The organism is Rahnella sikkimica (assembly GCF_002951615.1).
GTDB classification, from domain to species: Bacteria; Pseudomonadota; Gammaproteobacteria; order Enterobacterales; family Enterobacteriaceae; genus Rahnella; species Rahnella sikkimica.
Genome location: NZ_CP019062.1, coordinates 2,866,659 through 2,883,369, shown reverse-complemented (window position 1 = coordinate 2,883,369; position 16,711 = coordinate 2,866,659). Strand labels below are relative to the sequence as shown.

Genomic DNA, 16,711 nt, shown 5'->3' with positions numbered 1-16,711 from the left:
TGCTGGGTAAACTGTGACGCATATAACAAAGCGCCCCGGTAAGTGAAACTTAGCCGGGGCGCTTCAGGTTTTAGCGGTGATAAACCGGAGGCTTACGCGTTAACCGATTTGCCACTTTGCTGATTTTTAATCCAGTAGCCAATGCCCAGGATCACCAGCCAGACTGGGATCAGCCAGACGGAGATCGCCATGCCCGGCGTGATGGCCATAATCACCAGAATTGCGGCCATGAACAGCAGACAGATGTAGTTACCCACCGGATAAAGCAACGCTTTAAACTTGGTTTCAATACCCGCGCGGCGCATCGCCTGACGGAATTTGATGTGTGCGAGGCTGATCATCGCCCAGTTGATCACCAGTGCAGAAACCACCAGCGCCATCAGCAGGCCGAAAGCTTCGCCCGGCATCAGGTAGTTAATCAGTACGCAAAGTGCAGTCGTTGCGGCAGACACGAGGATTGATGCCACCGGAACGCCACGCTTGTCGACATTGAGCAAGGCTTTCGGTGCGTTTCCTTGCTGAGCCAGACCAAACAACATGCGGCTGTTGCAGTAAACGCAGCTGTTATAGACCGACAATGCCGCCGTCAGGATCACGACGTTCAGTGCGTTGGCGACCAGCGCATCACCCAAATCATGGAAGATCAGGACAAACGGGCTGGTATCCGGCCCGACACGTGTCCACGGCATCAGGGAAAGCAGAACCGCCAGCGAACCCACATAGAAAATCAGGATGCGGTAGATAACCTGGTTGGTCGCTTTAGGAATACTGATTTCAGGATTATCCGCTTCTGCGGCGGTAATACCGACCAGCTCAAGGCCGCCGAACGAGAACATAATGATAGCCATCATCATTACCAGCCCGGTCATGCCGTGAGGCAGGAAACCGCCTTGCTCCCACAGGTTGCGGACGGTGGCTTGCGGGCCTGCGGTGTCGCTAAACAGTAACCAGCCGCCGAACAGAATCATGGCAACAACGGCAACCACTTTAATGATCGCAAACCAGAACTCCATTTCCCCGAACACTTTGACGTTAGTCAGGTTGATGGCGTTGATCACCACAAAGAATACGGCGGCGGAAGCCCAGGTTGGGATCTCCGGGTACCAGAACTGAATATACTTACCGACTGCCGTCAGTTCAGCCATCGCCACCAGAACGTAAAGCACCCAGTAGTTCCAGCCGGAAGCAAAACCGGCAAATCCGCCCCAGTATTTATAAGCAAAATGGCTGAATGACCCGGCAACCGGCTCTTCAACCACCATCTCGCCTAACTGGCGCATAATTAAAAACGCAATAAAACCAGCGATCGCGTAGCCGAGAATAATCCCAGGGCCCGCGGACTGGATGACGGAGGCGCTGCCCAGAAACAGACCTGTCCCGACAGCCCCACCCAGCGCGATCAACTGAATATGACGGTTTTTCAGGCCGCGCTTCAGCTCATCGCCTTTTTGTTGATCAACCATTTACCTGTCCTCTGTCATTGGGGCAAAACCCATAACATTCTGCGTGTTAGATAGAATGTAAGGCGATAATTACACTTTTTGTATTTAATTATTTACGGCTAGATTGTGCCTAAAAAGCAGCATCATCTACCGTTCGGGCAAGAATAGTGTTATGCGCAAAAGTTTGCACGGGGTTTATGCGCCGTCTGCATAACAAATAGCCAAATTGACTGGAAATTTGTTCAGGATCTAAAAAATGTGACCTGAAGCAGAGAAAAACCGAGAGTTGATAAGAATTTGTTAAAATGTGCGCGGTCGACGCATTTACTCGGTAGCCATATGGACACAAGGTGAATACTTTGTTACTTTACGGCCACGTTTTTTAAATTGGTATTACCAATTGACTCCGGCAACTTACAGAGTCGCTACTCGCAGAGAACAACACAGATATGGCTTACAGCAAAATCAGACAGCCTAAGTTATCCGATGTGATCGAGCAGCAACTTGAGTTCCTGATCCTCGAAGGCACCTTGAGACCCGGGGAAAAGCTTCCGCCAGAGCGCGAACTGGCCAAACAGTTTGATGTTTCGCGACCTTCTCTCAGAGAGGCTATCCAAAGCCTGGAAGGGAAGGGACTGCTCCTGCGCCGCCAGGGTGGTGGTACTTTCGTCCAAAGTAATCTGTGGCAAAGCGTGAGTGACCCGCTGGCTGAGTTACTGGCCGACCATCCTGAATCACAATTCGATCTCCTTGAAACACGCCATGCCCTTGAAGGGATCGCTGCGTATTACGCGGCGCTTCGTGGCACAGAGGAAGATTTGCAGCGCATTCGCGATTGCCACGTGGTCATTCAGACCGCACAGGACAGCGGAGATCTGGACGCAGAAGCCGATGCGGTTATGCAGTATCAGGTTGCTGTAACAGAAGCAGCGCATAATGTCGTGCTGCTGCATCTGGTTCGCTGTATGGGACCGATGCTCGGGAAGAATGTTCGACAGAACTTTGAATTGCTTTACTCACGCCGGGAAATGCTGGCCACGGTAAGCAACCACCGCGCCAGTATTTTCGAGGCGATTGTTGCACGGGAACCAGAAATAGCGCGTGCCGCATCTCACCGTCACCTGGCGTTCATAGAAGAAGTTTTGCTGGATCTCAGCAGGGAACACACCCGGCGGGATCGGTCTTTACGACGGCTCCAGCAAAGAAAAGATGAAAGTTAACCTTCGGGGTTAATTTTTAGAGCCTTCATTTGAGGGCTAACGGCAACTACATGACGGGCCTGTCTTCGTGCGTTTTGTTCATTACGAAGAGCTTTTAAAGCAAGAGCGCAGGAAGACAGGCTCCAGATAAACCAACGTATAAGATACAGATAAGGAAAAGCACCATGTCAGAACGTGTAAATAATGACGTGGATCCGATCGAAACTCGCGACTGGCTACAAGCGATCGAATCGGTCATCCGTGAAGAAGGTGTTGAGCGTGCGCAGTTCCTGATCGACCAGGTTCTGAGTGAAGCGCGTAAGGGCGGCGTCAGCGTCGCTGCTGGTGCAGCCAGCCGTAACTACGTCAATACCATCGCTGTTGAAGACGAACCTGAATATCCGGGTAACCTGGAGCTGGAACGCAACATTCGTACCGCAATCCGCTGGAATGCGATCATGACCGTTCTGCGTGCATCCAAGAAAGATCTGGATCTGGGCGGCCATATGTCATCCTTCCAGTCTTCCGCTGCGGTTTACGAAGTGTGCTTCAACCACTTCTTCCGTGCGCGCAACGAGAAAGACGGCGGCGATCTGGTGTACTTCCAGGGCCACATCTCTCCGGGCGTGTACGCGCGTGCTTTCCTTGAAGGCCGCCTGACCGAAGACCAGATGAACAATTTCCGTCAGGAAGTTCACGGTAAAGGTCTGTCATCTTATCCGCACCCTAAACTGATGCCTGAATTCTGGCAGTTCCCGACCGTATCAATGGGTCTGGGTCCGATCGGTGCAATCTATCAGGCTAAGTTCCTGAAATATCTTGATCACCGCGGTCTGAAAGACACCACGGCGCAGCGCGTTTATGCGTTCCTGGGCGACGGTGAAATGGACGAACCAGAATCCAAAGGTGCGATCACCATCGCGACCCGTGAGAAACTGGACAACCTGTGCTTCATCATCAACTGTAACTTACAGCGTCTTGATGGCCCGGTAACCGGCAACGGCAAAATCATCAACGAACTGGAAGGCATCTTTGCAGGCGCCGGCTGGAACGTGATCAAAGTGATTTGGGGCAACCGTTGGGACGAACTGCTGCGTAAAGACACCAGCGGCAAACTGATCCAGCTGATGAACGAAACCGTGGACGGCGACTACCAGACCTTCAAGTCCCGCGACGGTAAATACGTTCGTGAACACTTCTTCGGTCGTTACCCGGAAACCGCAGCGCTGGTCAAAGACATGACCGACGACCAAATTTGGGCACTGAACCGTGGTGGTCATGATCCGAAGAAAGTCTTCGCTGCACTGAACAAAGCACAGAACACCAAAGGTCAGCCGACCGTAATCCTGGCGCATACCATCAAAGGTTATGGCATGGGCGAAGCGGCTGAAGGCAAGAACATTGCCCACCAGGTGAAGAAAATGAACATGGATGGCGTGCGCTATATCCGTGATCGTTTCAGCGTGCCAGTTACCGATGAAAATCTGGAAAAACTGCCGTACATCACTCTGGAAAAAGACTCTGCAGAATACAAATATCTGCACGAACGTCGTGCGGCGCTGAAAGGCTACCTGCCAACGCGTCTGCCAAACTTCACTCAGAAGCTGGAAATGCCGAAACTGGAAGACTTCTCACAACTGCTCGAAGAGCAGAAGAAAGAGATCTCTACTACTATCGCTTTCGTTCGTGCCCTGAACGTGATGCTGAAAAACGACTCCATCAAAGACCGTCTGGTGCCAATCATCGCCGATGAAGCGCGTACATTCGGTATGGAAGGTCTGTTCCGTCAGATTGGTATTTACAGCCCGAACGGCCAGCAGTACACCCCGCAGGACCGTGAGCAGGTTGCTTACTATAAAGAAGACGAGAAAGGTCAGATCCTGCAGGAAGGTATCAACGAACTGGGTGCCGCATCTTCATGGCTGGCCGCAGCGACCTCTTACAGCACCAACGATCTGCCAATGATCCCGTTCTACATCTACTACTCCATGTTTGGTTTCCAGCGTATCGGCGACCTGTGCTGGGCAGCGGGTGACCAACAGGCGCGTGGCTTCCTGGTCGGTGGTACTTCGGGTCGTACAACGCTTAACGGCGAAGGTTTGCAGCACGAAGATGGTCACAGCCACATTCAGTCGCTGACTATCCCTAACTGTATTTCTTACGATCCGGCGTATGCCTACGAAGTGGCAGTCATCATGCATGACGGTCTGGTGCGTATGTACGGCGACGCGCAGGAAAACATTTATTACTACATCACTACGCTGAACGAAAACTACCACATGCCAGCCATGCCAGAAGGCGCGGAAGAAGGCATCCGTAAAGGTATCTACAAGTTAGAAACCGTGGAAGGTAGCAAAGGTAAAGTGCAGCTGATGAGCTCCGGTTCTATTCTGCGTCACGTGCGTGAAGCCGCTCAGATCCTGTCCAAAGACTACGGCGTAGGCTCTGACGTTTACAGCGTAACCTCGTTCACCGAACTGGCCCGCGATGGTCAGGATTGTGAGCGCTGGAATATGCTGCACCCGACAGAAACTCCACGCGTACCTTATGTGGCTCAGGTGATGAATGATGCGCCGGTCGTGGCATCGACTGACTACATGAAATTGTTCGCCGAGCAAATCCGTAACTTCGTTCCAGCCAGCGATTTCCGTGTTCTGGGCACCGACGGTTTCGGCCGCTCTGACAGCCGCGAAAACCTGCGTCACCACTTCGAAATTGATGCTTCCTACGTTGTGGTTGCTGCGCTGGGCGAACTGGCTAAACGTGGCGAGATCGATGTGAAAGTAGTGGCTGAAGCCATTACCAAATTCGGCATCGATGCTGACAAAGTTAACCCGCGTCTGGCATAAGAGGTAAAGACAGATGGCTATTGAAATTAACGTACCGGACATCGGTGCAGATGCAGTGGAAGTCACCGAAATCATGGTGAAGGTGGGCGATAAAGTAGAAGTTGAACAATCGCTGATCACCGTTGAAGGCGACAAAGCTTCTATGGAAGTGCCTTCTCCACAGGCAGGCGTGGTCAAAGAAATTAAAGTTGCGGTCGGCGATACCGTCGAAACCGGCAAACTGATCATGATCTTCGACGCCGCTGACGGTGCTGCTGATGCAGCACCTGCGAAACAGGAAGCGAAAGCAGAAGACAAACCTGCTGCTGCCGCTCCTGCTTCCAGCGAAAGCAAAGAAGTGAACGTGCCAGATATCGGCGGCGACGAAGTTGAAGTCACCGAAATCATGGTCAAAGTGGGCGACACCGTGGCAGCTGAACAATCGCTGATCACCGTAGAAGGCGATAAAGCTTCTATGGAAGTCCCTGCGCCGTTCGCGGGCAAAGTCAAAGAAATCAAAATCGCTGCGGGCGACAAAGTCAGCACCGGTTCTCTGATCATGGTCTTCGAAGTTGCAGGCTCAGGTGCAGCAGCACCGGCGGCGGCAGAAGCCAAGTCAGAAGCGGCTCCGGCTGCTGCTACACAAACCGGCAGCAAAGAAGTGAACGTGCCTGATATCGGCGGCGACGAAGTTGAAGTCACCGAAATCATGGTTAAAGTGGGCGACAAAGTCAGTGCTGAACAATCACTGATCACCGTTGAAGGCGACAAAGCTTCAATGGAAGTCCCGGCGCCGTTCGCGGGTACCGTGAAAGAAATCAAAATCGCTGCGGGCGACAAAGTCAGCACCGGCTCTCTGATCATGGTCTTCGAAGTTGAAGGCGCTGCGCCTGCTCCGGCGGCGAAGAAAGAAGAAGCTGCTGCCCCTGCGAAACAGGAACAAAAAGCCGCTGCACCTGCTGTTAAAGCAGAAAGCAAAGGCGAGTTCGCTGAGAACGACGCTTACGTTCACGCCACGCCGGTTATCCGTCGTCTGGCCCGTGAATTCGGCGTTAATCTGGCGAAAGTGAAAGGGACCGGCCGTAAAGGTCGTATCCTGCGCGAAGACGTTCAGACTTACGTGAAAGACGCGGTCAAACGCGCTGAAGCCGCTCCGGCTGCTGCCACTGGCGGCGGTATTCCGGGCATGCTGCCTTGGCCGAAAGTTGATTTCAGCAAGTTCGGCGAAATCGAAGAAGTGGAACTGGGCCGTATCCAGAAAATCTCCGGTGCAAACCTGAGCCGTAACTGGGTGATGATCCCGCACGTTACACACTTCGACAAAACCGATATCACTGAGCTGGAAGCGTTCCGTAAACAGCAAAATGACGAAGCGGCTAAACGCAAACTGGATGTGAAATTCACGCCAGTGGTCTTCATCATGAAAGCCGTTGCGGCTGCCCTTGAGCAGATGCCACGTTTCAACAGTTCTCTGTCCGAAGATGGCCAGAAACTGACGCTGAAAAAATACATCAACGTCGGTGTTGCGGTTGATACGCCAAACGGCCTGGTTGTTCCTGTCTTCAAAGACGTGAACAAGAAAGGTATCGCTGAGCTGTCCCGTGAACTGATGGCTATCTCCAAGAAAGCGCGTGACGGTAAGCTGACGGCTGCTGAAATGCAGGGCGGTTGCTTCACGATCTCCAGCCTTGGCGGTATCGGGACGACCCACTTCGCGCCAATCGTGAATGCGCCTGAAGTGGCTATCCTGGGTGTGTCCAAGTCTGCGATGGAACCGGTCTGGAACGGTAAAGAATTCGTTCCGCGTCTGATGATGCCAATGTCGCTCTCCTTCGACCACCGTGTTATCGACGGTGCGGATGGTGCGCGCTTCATTACCATCATCAACAACGTACTGTCTGACATTCGCCGCCTGGTGATGTAAGCCAAAAAGCCGGCCAAACGGCCGGCTTTTTTCTGGTAATCTCTTTGTGCCGTCAGAGATTATCAGGTGGAAAACGTAAATCGTATGCCGTTTGTTGTTTCAAATATGTTAACAATTTTGTAAACTGCGGGCGGATAGAACGACCCGGTGGATGATGGGCGTTGCAGCATAAAAATGACGTCTGACCCGCCGGAAATAAATTAAGAGGTCATGATGAGTACTGAAATTAAAACTCAGGTCGTGGTACTTGGGGCGGGCCCTGCAGGCTATTCTGCTGCTTTCCGTTGCGCTGATTTAGGTCTTGAGACAGTTCTGGTTGAACGTTATTCCACCCTGGGTGGCGTGTGCCTGAACGTAGGCTGTATCCCTTCAAAAGCTCTGCTGCATGTTGCTAAAGTTATTTCTGAAGCAAAAGCTCTGGCAGAACACGGTATTGTTTTCGGTGAGCCGAAAACCGATATCGACAAAGTGCGTCTCTGGAAAGAGAAAGTCATCAACCAGCTGACCGGTGGTCTGGCAGGTATGGCGAAAGGCCGTAAAGTCAAAGTCGTTAACGGCTTGGGCAAATTTACCGGTGCAAATACTCTGGTTGTTGAAGGCGAAAATGGTCCAACGACCATCACTTTCGACAATGCAATTATTGCGGCGGGTTCCCGTCCAATCAAACTGCCATTCATTCCTCATGATGATCCACGCGTATGGGATTCCACCGACGCACTGGAACTGAAAACCGTCCCTGAGCGTCTGCTCGTGATGGGCGGCGGTATCATCGGTCTGGAAATGGGCACCGTTTACCACGCGCTGGGTTCTCAGATTGACGTGGTAGAAATGTTTGATCAGGTCATTCCTGCGGCTGATAAAGACGTGGTGAAAGTCTTCACCAAGAAAATCAGCAAGCAATTCAACCTGATGCTGGAAACCAAAGTGACTGCCGTAGAAGCCAAAGAAGATGGCATTTACGTCACCATGGAAGGCAAAAAAGCGCCAGCCGAACCACAGCGTTATGACGCTGTGCTGGTGGCAATCGGCCGCGTACCTAACGGTAAGCTGCTGGAAGCCGGCGCTGCAGGCATCGAAGTTGACGACCGTGGCTTCATCCACGTCGACAAACAAATGCGTACCAACGTGCCACACATCTTTGCTATCGGCGACATCGTCGGTCAGCCAATGCTGGCCCACAAAGGTGTTCACGAAGGTCACGTTGCAGCCGAAGTGATCTCCGGCAAAAAACACTACTTCGATCCGAAAGTCATTCCGTCAATTGCCTACACTGAGCCAGAAGTTGCCTGGGTTGGCCTGACTGAGAAAGAAGCGAAAGAAAAAGGCATCAGCTACGAAACCGCCACCTTCCCGTGGGCAGCTTCAGGCCGTGCTATCGCTTCCGACTGTGCAGACGGTATGACCAAACTGATCTTCGACAAAGAAACTCACCGTGTTATCGGTGGTGCGATTGTCGGTACCAACGGCGGCGAGCTGCTGGGCGAGATTGGTCTGGCGATCGAAATGGGTTGTGATGCAGAAGATATCGCGCTGACCATCCATGCTCACCCGACTCTGCACGAGTCCGTGGGTCTGGCAGCAGAAATCTACGAAGGCAGCATTACTGACCTGCCAAACCCGAAAGCCAAGAAAAAATAATTCCGGCCTGACGGTATGAATAAGCGGCGCTGAAAAGTGCCGCTTTTTTTATGTCTGAAAAACGGCGCACGATAGAGTGGAAAGCACCTCGCAAAGACAATTTTTAGGATTTTTTCACGCGTTTTTTTGTGCCTTTTTTCTCCCATTTCTGCCATTTATTCCCTTGTGCCAATAAGGTTGTTGTGATGATCTAGAAGGCGAATTGGGATGAACAGCCGATACGTCTGTGCTCAACGATTCAGCAAAGATTTAATGTTGCTTTTATGTGAACGAATTAACAAGCGGGCAAAATCCTGCTATGCTGCTTAGGCGCTAAAGGGCACTGTGCTCAGGTTCAGGACGTAACGTTTCAGACAAAGAAACCCTCTTACCCGCAGTGTCCCCGAGTCATCAGACAGCTTGAATTCCCCTGTCCCTACAGGCATGACGTGATGCTGATGATGGAAGCCAGGCATAATAAATGACAATGAGAGCGAGGAGAATGTCGTGCTAGAAGAATACCGTAAGCACGTAGCCGAGCGTGCTGCAGAGGGCATCGTCCCTAAGCCACTTGATGCTTCACAGATGGCCGGATTGGTTGAGTCACTGAAAAATCCGCCGAAAGGCGAAGAAGACACTCTGTTAGACCTGCTGATTAATCGTGTTCCGCCGGGCGTTGACGAAGCCGCCTATGTAAAAGCCGGGTTCCTGGCTGCCGTCGCCAAAGGCGAAACTACCTCCCCGTTGGTCACTCCTGAAAAAGCCATTGAATTGCTGGGCACCATGCAAGGTGGCTACAACATTCATCCGCTGATCGACGCGCTTGAGAGCGACAAACTTGCGCCAATTGCTGCCAAAGCGTTGTCCCACACGCTGCTGATGTTCGATAACTTCTACGATGTGGAAGAAAAAGCACGCGCTGGCAACGAACACGCGAAGAAAATTTTACAGTCGTGGGCGGATGCCGAATGGTATCTGTCACGTCCGCAACTGGCCGAAAAAATCACCGTCACCGTCTTCAAGGTGACCGGCGAAACCAATACCGATGATTTGTCACCGGCTCCGGATGCCTGGTCCCGTCCAGATATTCCGTTGCACGCGCTGGCCATGCTGAAAAACGAACGCGAAGGTATCCATCCGGATCAACCGGGTAGCGTCGGCCCGATCAAACAGATCGAAGAACTGAACAAAAAAGGCTTCCCGCTGGCCTATGTCGGCGACGTGGTCGGTACCGGTTCTTCCCGTAAATCTGCGACCAACTCCGTGCTGTGGTTCATGGGCGACGACATCCCTCATGTGCCAAACAAACGCGGCGGCGGTGTCGTGCTGGGCGGAAAAATTGCGCCAATCTTCTTCAACACCATGGAAGATGCCGGTGCGTTGCCGATTGAAGTGGACGTGTCTGACCTGAACATGGGCGATGTGATCGACATCTATCCGTATAAAGGCGAAGTGCGTAACCATGAAACCGGTGAAGTGATTGCCACTTTCGAACTGAAAACTGACGTGCTGCTCGATGAAGTGCGCGCCGGTGGCCGTATTCCGCTGATCATCGGCCGTGGTTTAACCACCAAAGCCCGTGAATCGCTGAAACTGCCTCAGAGCGAAGTATTCCGCATTGCGAAGCCGGTTGCCAAGAGCAACAAAGGTTTCTCGCTGGCGCAGAAAATGGTGGGCCGCGCCTGTGGCGTTGCCGGTATTCGCCCGAACGAATATTGCGAACCCAAAATGACGTCTGTGGGGTCTCAGGACACCACCGGCCCGATGACCCGTGACGAGCTGAAAGACCTGGCGTGTCTGGGCTTCTCGGCTGATTTAGTGATGCAGTCATTCTGTCATACCGCCGCGTATCCTAAGCCGGTTGACGTGACCACGCACCACACGCTGCCGGACTTCATCATGAACCGCGGCGGTGTTTCCCTGCGTCCGGGCGACGGTATCATCCACTCGTGGCTGAACCGTATGCTGTTGCCGGATACTGTCGGTACCGGCGGCGACTCCCACACCCGTTTCCCGATTGGGATTTCCTTCCCGGCGGGTTCCGGTCTGGTGGCGTTTGCTGCCGCGACCGGCGTGATGCCGCTGGATATGCCAGAATCCGTTCTGGTGCGTTTCAAGGGTAAAATGCAACCGGGTATCACTTTACGTGATCTGGTTCATGCCATTCCTTACTACGCCATCCAGGAAGGTCATCTGACCGTTGAGAAGAAGGGTAAGAAAAACCTCTTCTCTGGCCGTATTCTGGAAATCGAAGGCTTACCGGAACTGAAAGTTGAACAGGCATTTGAACTGGCGGATGCGTCCGCAGAACGTTCAGCGGCCGGTTGTACGATCAAACTGGATCAGGCGCCGATCAAAGAATACCTGAGCTCTAACATCGTGCTGCTGAAGTGGATGATCTCTGAAGGTTACGGCGATCGTCGTACCATCGAGCGCCGCATAAAAGGCATGGAAGAGTGGCTGGCGAATCCAAGCCTGCTCGAAGCCGATGCCGATGCAGAATATGCTGCGGTGATCGAAATCGATCTGGCGGATATCAAAGAGCCAATTCTGTGTGCGCCGAACGATCCGGACGATGCGCGTCTGCTGTCTTCTGTTCAGAACAGCAAAATCGACGAAGTGTTCATCGGTTCGTGTATGACCAACATCGGTCACTTCCGCGCCGCCGGTAAACTGCTCGACAGCCATAAAGGCGCGTTGCCAACCCGTCTGTGGGTTGCGCCACCAACCAAAATGGATGCCGCGCAGCTGACGGAAGAGGGCTACTACAGCGTCTTTGGTAAGAGCGGTGCGCGTGTTGAAATCCCGGGCTGTTCACTGTGCATGGGTAACCAGGCGCGTGTGGCCGACGGTTCTACCGTGGTTTCGACTTCAACGCGTAACTTCCCGAACCGTCTGGGCAACGGCGCCAATGTTTATCTGGCTTCTGCTGAACTGGCGGCTATCGCGTCTCTGCTGGGTCGCCTGCCGACCCCGGAAGAATATCTCGGCTATATGGCTGAAGTGGATAAGACCGCGGTGGATACTTACCGTTATCTGAACTTCGACAAGCTGAGCGAATATACGGATAAAGCTGACGGTGTGATCTTCCAAACCGCAGTCTAAATCGTTATATTTGCGCGATTGACGTAAAGGAGGCTTCGGCCTCCTTTTTTATTTTCATTTTTCCAGAGGGCTGAACCATGGATTACGATTTTCTGCGCGATATCACCGGTGAGGTCAAAGTGCGCTTTTCAATGGGCCATGAAGTGCTGGGTCACTGGCTGAATGAAGAAGTGAAGGGCGATCTGAGCGTGCTTGATGCCGTTGAAGCCGAGCTGGCTGCGCTCAAAGGCAGCGAGCGCCAGACCCAGCGGGTCGGCCACGAATACACGTTGCTGCTGGCCGATGACGAAGTGATGATCCGCGCTAATCAGCTGGATTTCGATGGCGATGAAATCGAAGAAGGCATGAGCTATTACGACGAAGAAAGTCTGGCTTTTTGTGGCGTCGAGGACTTTCTGCAAGTCCTCGCCAAATACCGCAGTTTTGTCACAACCTACCGCTAAGTTTACTTCCCGCGCGAGGCGGTCCAGCACAGTAACGAACCGCCGACGACCATCAGCACGCCCGGCCAGAAACTCGCGCCCGGCAGCGTGTGCAGCCACAATCCGGCAATCAGAATTGACGACAGCGGCGTGAAATACGACAGCGCCGCGACCAGCGTCGCATTGCCTTTTTTCATCGCCAGATCCCAGCACTGATAGGAAATTGCCGTCACTACACCCATCGCCAGCAGCTCAAGAATGGCCGGTAACGTCAGGCTGATCCGGTTCGAAGAATACGTGAAGTACAGCGCCCACAGCACCGCGCCGGTCGCCAGCAGAAACAGCGGCAGCACGCCTTTGCCTTTGCACATCACGCGCACCAGATTGGAATACAGCGCCCACGACACCGCCGCGCCCAGCGCCAGACTGTAGGCCACCGGATTACCGCGCACGTTACGCATCAGCTGATGAATATCCAGCCCGTGACCGCCGCTGATGGCCCACAGCACACCGACAAAAGCCAGCACGACACCCGGCCAGATCCACCAGCGCACGCGCATTTTCAGCAAAGGAACGGCAAAAAGCAGCGTCAGGCTCGGCCAGAGATAGTTGATAAGCCCCAGTTCCAGCGTTTGCTGACGGGTATGTGCCAGACCAATCGCCAGTGAAAACGCCACCATATAAAAGACAAACAGCAGGCCGCAGACAATCAGATACGAGGCGGATTCCCCGCGCAGCGACGGTTTCCCGCCCGCCATCCAAACCATGATCCCACTGACGGTATAAATTGATGCGGCGGCGCCAAAAGGCCCCAGAGATTCAGACAGACTGCGGGTAAGCGCGACGCTCATGCTCCACAGCAAAATGGCTAAAACACCAAAAAGCGTTGCATAACGATCCATTGGGAAGGAAAGCCTCAGAAGAAGAAGGCTTTAAAGATAAGCGATTGTTGCGTTGGTGGAAACCGCAACAATCGACTTAACCGGTTCTTTAGGAGAATGCATTAAAAGTAGAAACCGACTTCGAGACCGAGTGTGGACGTGGTGGTCGCAGGCTGGTAATAGCCCACGGTGCTTCCGTTCAGGTCGCCCTTTTTCTCGTCCGATTTGCCGTATTTCTGATGCACGTAGCTGGCTTTAACAAAGACGTCGTCGTTGATATTCCAGGTCAGGCTGGTAAACGGCGAAAGTTTTGATTTCGGCTCCAGCCAGACTGCGCCCTGGTTGCTGTGTGTCCAGGTCTTAATCGGATACAGCGCGCCGCCTTCCAGACTTAGCCGTGAATCAGCCGTCAGTTGCCAGTTTGCGCCCAGAGACGCTTTGGCATAGGGCTGCAACGACACTTCGACGGCGGTGTAGCGTCGCGTTCGATCTTCGCTGGCGATATAGACATTGTCAGAGCGGATGTTACGCAACCAGACCTGGCCGCCAAGCGCACCTTTCACATCGAAAGAAACGCTCTCTGACGCCCGGTAACGGTAACCGCGCGTCATGTCCGCACTGTAGCCGGTGTAATAGGTTTTCCCCTTAAGCGATCCGTTCGGCACATTGGCCTGATCGTCCAGAGTACTGCCTTTGTAGTTAACGATCCCGAACATAACACTCATGTCCCAGGCTTTTAATAAACCTTCTCTGGCATCGAGATAATTATTGGATCCGAAATTAACGCGCAGGCGCGGGCCATGTTCAGCAACATATTTACCGTCCATATTATCGACGGATTCGTCCCACTTATAATATTCAGCACCATAACTGACATAGTGCCGCATCCCTTCAGTATTATTGCTTAACAAACTTTCCCCGGCCCGGGAAACCCCGGAAACCAATAAAGAACTCGTGACCAGCAGGCTGGATACGGTCTTTAATTTACTCATTGTCATTATCTTATTTCTACTTGCAGGTGGATGGAGCTGGTTGCTTAGTAAGCAATAGGGCGATGCTAAAGGTCGGGGCGGGATAGATAAAGGAATTTATCGATTTTTAGGAAAAAAGCGATCTTTTGATCTGTGCTAAGTCAAATTAACGGAGATATATAAGATTGATTTGATTTATAGCTTGTATATTAGTTTTGTAATTTGACTTAATTTGCAGATCTTTGATCGGATAATTTTACTTTAATAAGGATTTTGTTGGTGTTTAAATATCAATTTGTCTTAAGGAGTATAGCCGGTTTTCAAACCGGCAAATATATTTTACTTAAGTAATGCTTATTGAGTTTCTGATCCCTTTATTTAACAGGGTTAATATGGCTTATCATAAAACGAAAAAAAAGCCGGACATCCTGCGATGCCCGGCCTTTTATTTGATGCGCCGATCAGACGGCAGGGAGATTCCGGCCGTAGTAGATTTCCTGCATTTCTTTGTACAGCAGGTCGGTGATTTCCTTGCGTTCCTGCTCGCTCAGTTCTTCCGGATTGGCATTAAACAGGTAATGCTTCAGATCGAATTCTTTCAGTAACATCTTGGTATGGAAGATATTTTCCTGATACACATTCACGTCCATCATCTTGTACAGCCCTTTCATGTCCTGCGACATAAAGTTCTGAATCGAATTGATGGAATGATCGATGTAGTGCTTCACGCCGTTCACGTCACGGGTAAAACCGCGAACGCGGTAATCGATGGTGACGATGTCAGATTCCAGCTGGTGGATGAGGTAGTTCAGCGCTTTCAGCGGTGAAATCACACCGCAGGTGGACACTTCGATGTCGGCGCGGAACGTACACAGGCCGCCTTCAGGATGACTTTCCGGGTAGGTGTGCACGCAGATGTGGCTTTTATCGAGATGCGCGACCACGGAATGGGGCAGCGGGCCCGGATGCTCGGTGGTATCGACATCACTGGGGTCAATCGGCTCTTCGCTCACTAAAATCGTGACGCTTGCGCCCTGTGGTTCGTAATCCTGCCGCGCAACGTTAAGAATGTTTGCACCGATAATCGAACAGGTTTCGGTGAGGATCTCGGTTAAGCGGTTGGCGTTATATTCTTTGTCAATGTAGGCAATATAGCCGTCACGATCGGCTGCGCTTTTGGCGTAGCAGATATCGTAGATACAAAAACTCAGGCTTTTGGTCAGGTTATTGAAGCCATGCAGTTTCAGTTTTTGCAATTTAGTTCACCTCCTTACGGATGCGGTATCAGCGCGTGGCTGACAGGGCATTCAGTAAATACTGCGGCAGGGCAAAGCTGCCGTGATGAATCGCCGGATTGTAATAACGACAGGTAATGCCAGCAGCGTCGAAGCGTGCCTGCAAGGTTTGGCTGTCGATCTGGCGGTAAGCCGGGTTGTTGGTCGCCCAGGCGAAGGTCATGATGCCGCCGTAATAGGTCGGGATCGCGGCCTGATAGAAACTGACATCACTGAAATAGTGGCTCAGTTTGGTGTGGCTGTTGACCGCTTCATCCTGCTGAAGGAAGCAGACGCCGTTTTGCGCCACGAAAATGCCACCCGGTTTCAGGCAACGCGCACAACCTTCGTAGAAAGCGGAGGTGAACAGGCTTTCTCCCGGACCGATCGGATCGGTGCAGTCGGAGATGATCACATCAAACGTTTCAGAGGTCTGATTCACGAAATTCACGCCGTCTTCAATCACCAGATTGAAACGGGCATCATCGTAAGCACCGGCATTATGATTGGGCAGATACTGGCGGCAAAATTCCACCACGCCGGCATCAATTTCCACCATCGTGACCGATTCCACGCCTTTATGACGGCAGACTTCACGCAGCATTCCGCCGTCGCCACCGCCGATAATCAGCACTTTTTTGGCATCGCCGTGCGCCAGTAACGGAACGTGCGTCAGCATCTCGTGATAAATGAATTCATCACGTTCGGTGGTTTGCACCACGCCGTCGAGCGCCATCACGCGGCCCAGCGCCGCATTCTCAAAAATCACCAGATCCTGGTGTTCAGTTTTCTCACGGTACAACTCTTTATCGACGCTAAAATACTGGCCAAAATGGGCGTGCAGCGTCTCATACCATATTTCTTTGGGTGACGAGTTCCGGGACATGTCGTTGTTTCTCCTGAGCATTCGCAGCCATAAAAATGGTCGCACATGATAGCTAACTCTGCCTGTGCATGCACGGTTGAATTTCAAACAGATAAAATTAGCTTAATTGTAGCTGAGTGAGGTGTGACGCGGATCCGGGGAGGGGAAATGAAACGCTCCGGC

Annotated in this window: 11 protein-coding genes; 6 read left to right on the top strand and 5 right to left on the bottom strand. The window is 52.3% G+C overall.

Annotation, left to right across the window (positions count from 1 at the left end):
• Positions 1-92: 92 nt before the first annotated feature.
• Positions 93-1,463 (bottom strand): aromatic amino acid transporter AroP, encoded by a 1,371-nt coding sequence (gene aroP, locus BV494_RS13360; RefSeq protein WP_104923316.1) that lies wholly within the window; start codon positions 1,461-1,463, stop codon positions 93-95.
• Positions 1,464-1,891: 428 nt separating this feature from the next.
• Here aroP and pdhR point away from each other — a divergent pair, with 428 nt between their 5' ends.
• The 6 genes from pdhR (at position 1,892) to yacL (ending at position 12,558) form a co-directional block, all read left to right on the top strand.
• Positions 1,892-2,662, top strand: coding sequence for a pyruvate dehydrogenase complex transcriptional repressor PdhR (pdhR, locus tag BV494_RS13355; protein WP_104923315.1), 771 nt, complete (start codon positions 1,892-1,894; stop codon positions 2,660-2,662).
• 164 nt (positions 2,663-2,826) lie between these two features.
• On the top strand, positions 2,827-5,490 hold the full coding sequence (aceE, locus tag BV494_RS13350) for a pyruvate dehydrogenase (acetyl-transferring), homodimeric type (protein ID WP_104923314.1): 2,664 nt from the start codon (positions 2,827-2,829) through the stop codon (positions 5,488-5,490).
• Between the two features lie 13 nt (positions 5,491-5,503).
• The gene (gene aceF, locus BV494_RS13345) at positions 5,504-7,393 is read left to right on the top strand and encodes a pyruvate dehydrogenase complex dihydrolipoyllysine-residue acetyltransferase (protein ID WP_104923313.1); all 1,890 of its coding nucleotides are present in this window, start codon (positions 5,504-5,506) and stop codon (positions 7,391-7,393) included.
• Positions 7,394-7,606: 213 nt separating this feature from the next.
• Positions 7,607-9,031, top strand: a complete 1,425-nt coding sequence (gene lpdA / locus BV494_RS13340; protein ID WP_192938166.1) for a dihydrolipoyl dehydrogenase — start codon at positions 7,607-7,609, stop codon at positions 9,029-9,031.
• Positions 9,032-9,517: 486 nt separating this feature from the next.
• Positions 9,518-12,115 (top strand): bifunctional aconitate hydratase 2/2-methylisocitrate dehydratase, encoded by a 2,598-nt coding sequence (gene acnB / locus BV494_RS13335; RefSeq protein ID WP_104923311.1) that lies wholly within the window; start codon positions 9,518-9,520, stop codon positions 12,113-12,115.
• A 77-nt stretch (positions 12,116-12,192) separates the two neighbouring features.
• Entirely contained in the window at positions 12,193-12,558 is a 366-nt protein-coding gene (gene yacL / locus BV494_RS13330; protein WP_104923310.1) for a protein YacL, read from the top strand.
• Positions 12,559-12,560: 2 nt separating this feature from the next.
• Here yacL and yddG read toward each other — a convergent pair whose 3' ends face one another.
• The 4 genes from yddG to speE form a co-directional block, all read right to left on the bottom strand.
• A complete protein-coding gene (gene yddG / locus BV494_RS13325) occupies positions 12,561-13,439 on the bottom strand; it encodes an aromatic amino acid DMT transporter YddG (protein ID WP_104923309.1) in 879 nt (292 codons plus the stop codon).
• Between the two features lie 101 nt (positions 13,440-13,540).
• Positions 13,541-14,410, bottom strand: a complete 870-nt coding sequence (locus tag BV494_RS13320) for a hypothetical protein (RefSeq protein ID WP_226789977.1) — start codon at positions 14,408-14,410, stop codon at positions 13,541-13,543.
• Between the two features lie 440 nt (positions 14,411-14,850).
• Positions 14,851-15,645, bottom strand: a complete 795-nt coding sequence (gene speD / locus BV494_RS13315; protein WP_104923307.1) for an adenosylmethionine decarboxylase — start codon at positions 15,643-15,645, stop codon at positions 14,851-14,853.
• Between the two features lie 28 nt (positions 15,646-15,673).
• Entirely contained in the window at positions 15,674-16,549 is an 876-nt protein-coding gene (speE, locus tag BV494_RS13310; RefSeq protein WP_104923306.1) for a polyamine aminopropyltransferase, read from the bottom strand.
• Positions 16,550-16,711: the final 162 nt, after the last annotated feature.

What these genes read in the sequence shown, in the direction of transcription:
- aroP (WP_104923316.1), bottom strand. Translation starts at nt 1,463, where the DNA reads ATGGTTGATCAACAAAAAGGCGATGAGCTGAAGCGCGGCCTGAAAAAC.
- pdhR (WP_104923315.1), top strand. Translation starts at nt 1,892, where the DNA reads ATGGCTTACAGCAAAATCAGACAGCCTAAGTTATCCGATGTGATCGAG.
- aceE (WP_104923314.1), top strand. Translation starts at nt 2,827, where the DNA reads ATGTCAGAACGTGTAAATAATGACGTGGATCCGATCGAAACTCGCGAC.
- aceF (WP_104923313.1), top strand. Translation starts at nt 5,504, where the DNA reads ATGGCTATTGAAATTAACGTACCGGACATCGGTGCAGATGCAGTGGAA.
- lpdA (WP_192938166.1), top strand. Translation starts at nt 7,607, where the DNA reads ATGAGTACTGAAATTAAAACTCAGGTCGTGGTACTTGGGGCGGGCCCT.
- yacL (WP_104923310.1), top strand. Translation starts at nt 12,193, where the DNA reads ATGGATTACGATTTTCTGCGCGATATCACCGGTGAGGTCAAAGTGCGC.
- yddG (WP_104923309.1), bottom strand. Translation starts at nt 13,439, where the DNA reads ATGGATCGTTATGCAACGCTTTTTGGTGTTTTAGCCATTTTGCTGTGG.
- BV494_RS13320 (WP_226789977.1), bottom strand. Translation starts at nt 14,410, where the DNA reads ATGAGTAAATTAAAGACCGTATCCAGCCTGCTGGTCACGAGTTCTTTA.
- speE (WP_104923306.1), bottom strand. Translation starts at nt 16,549, where the DNA reads ATGTCCCGGAACTCGTCACCCAAAGAAATATGGTATGAGACGCTGCAC.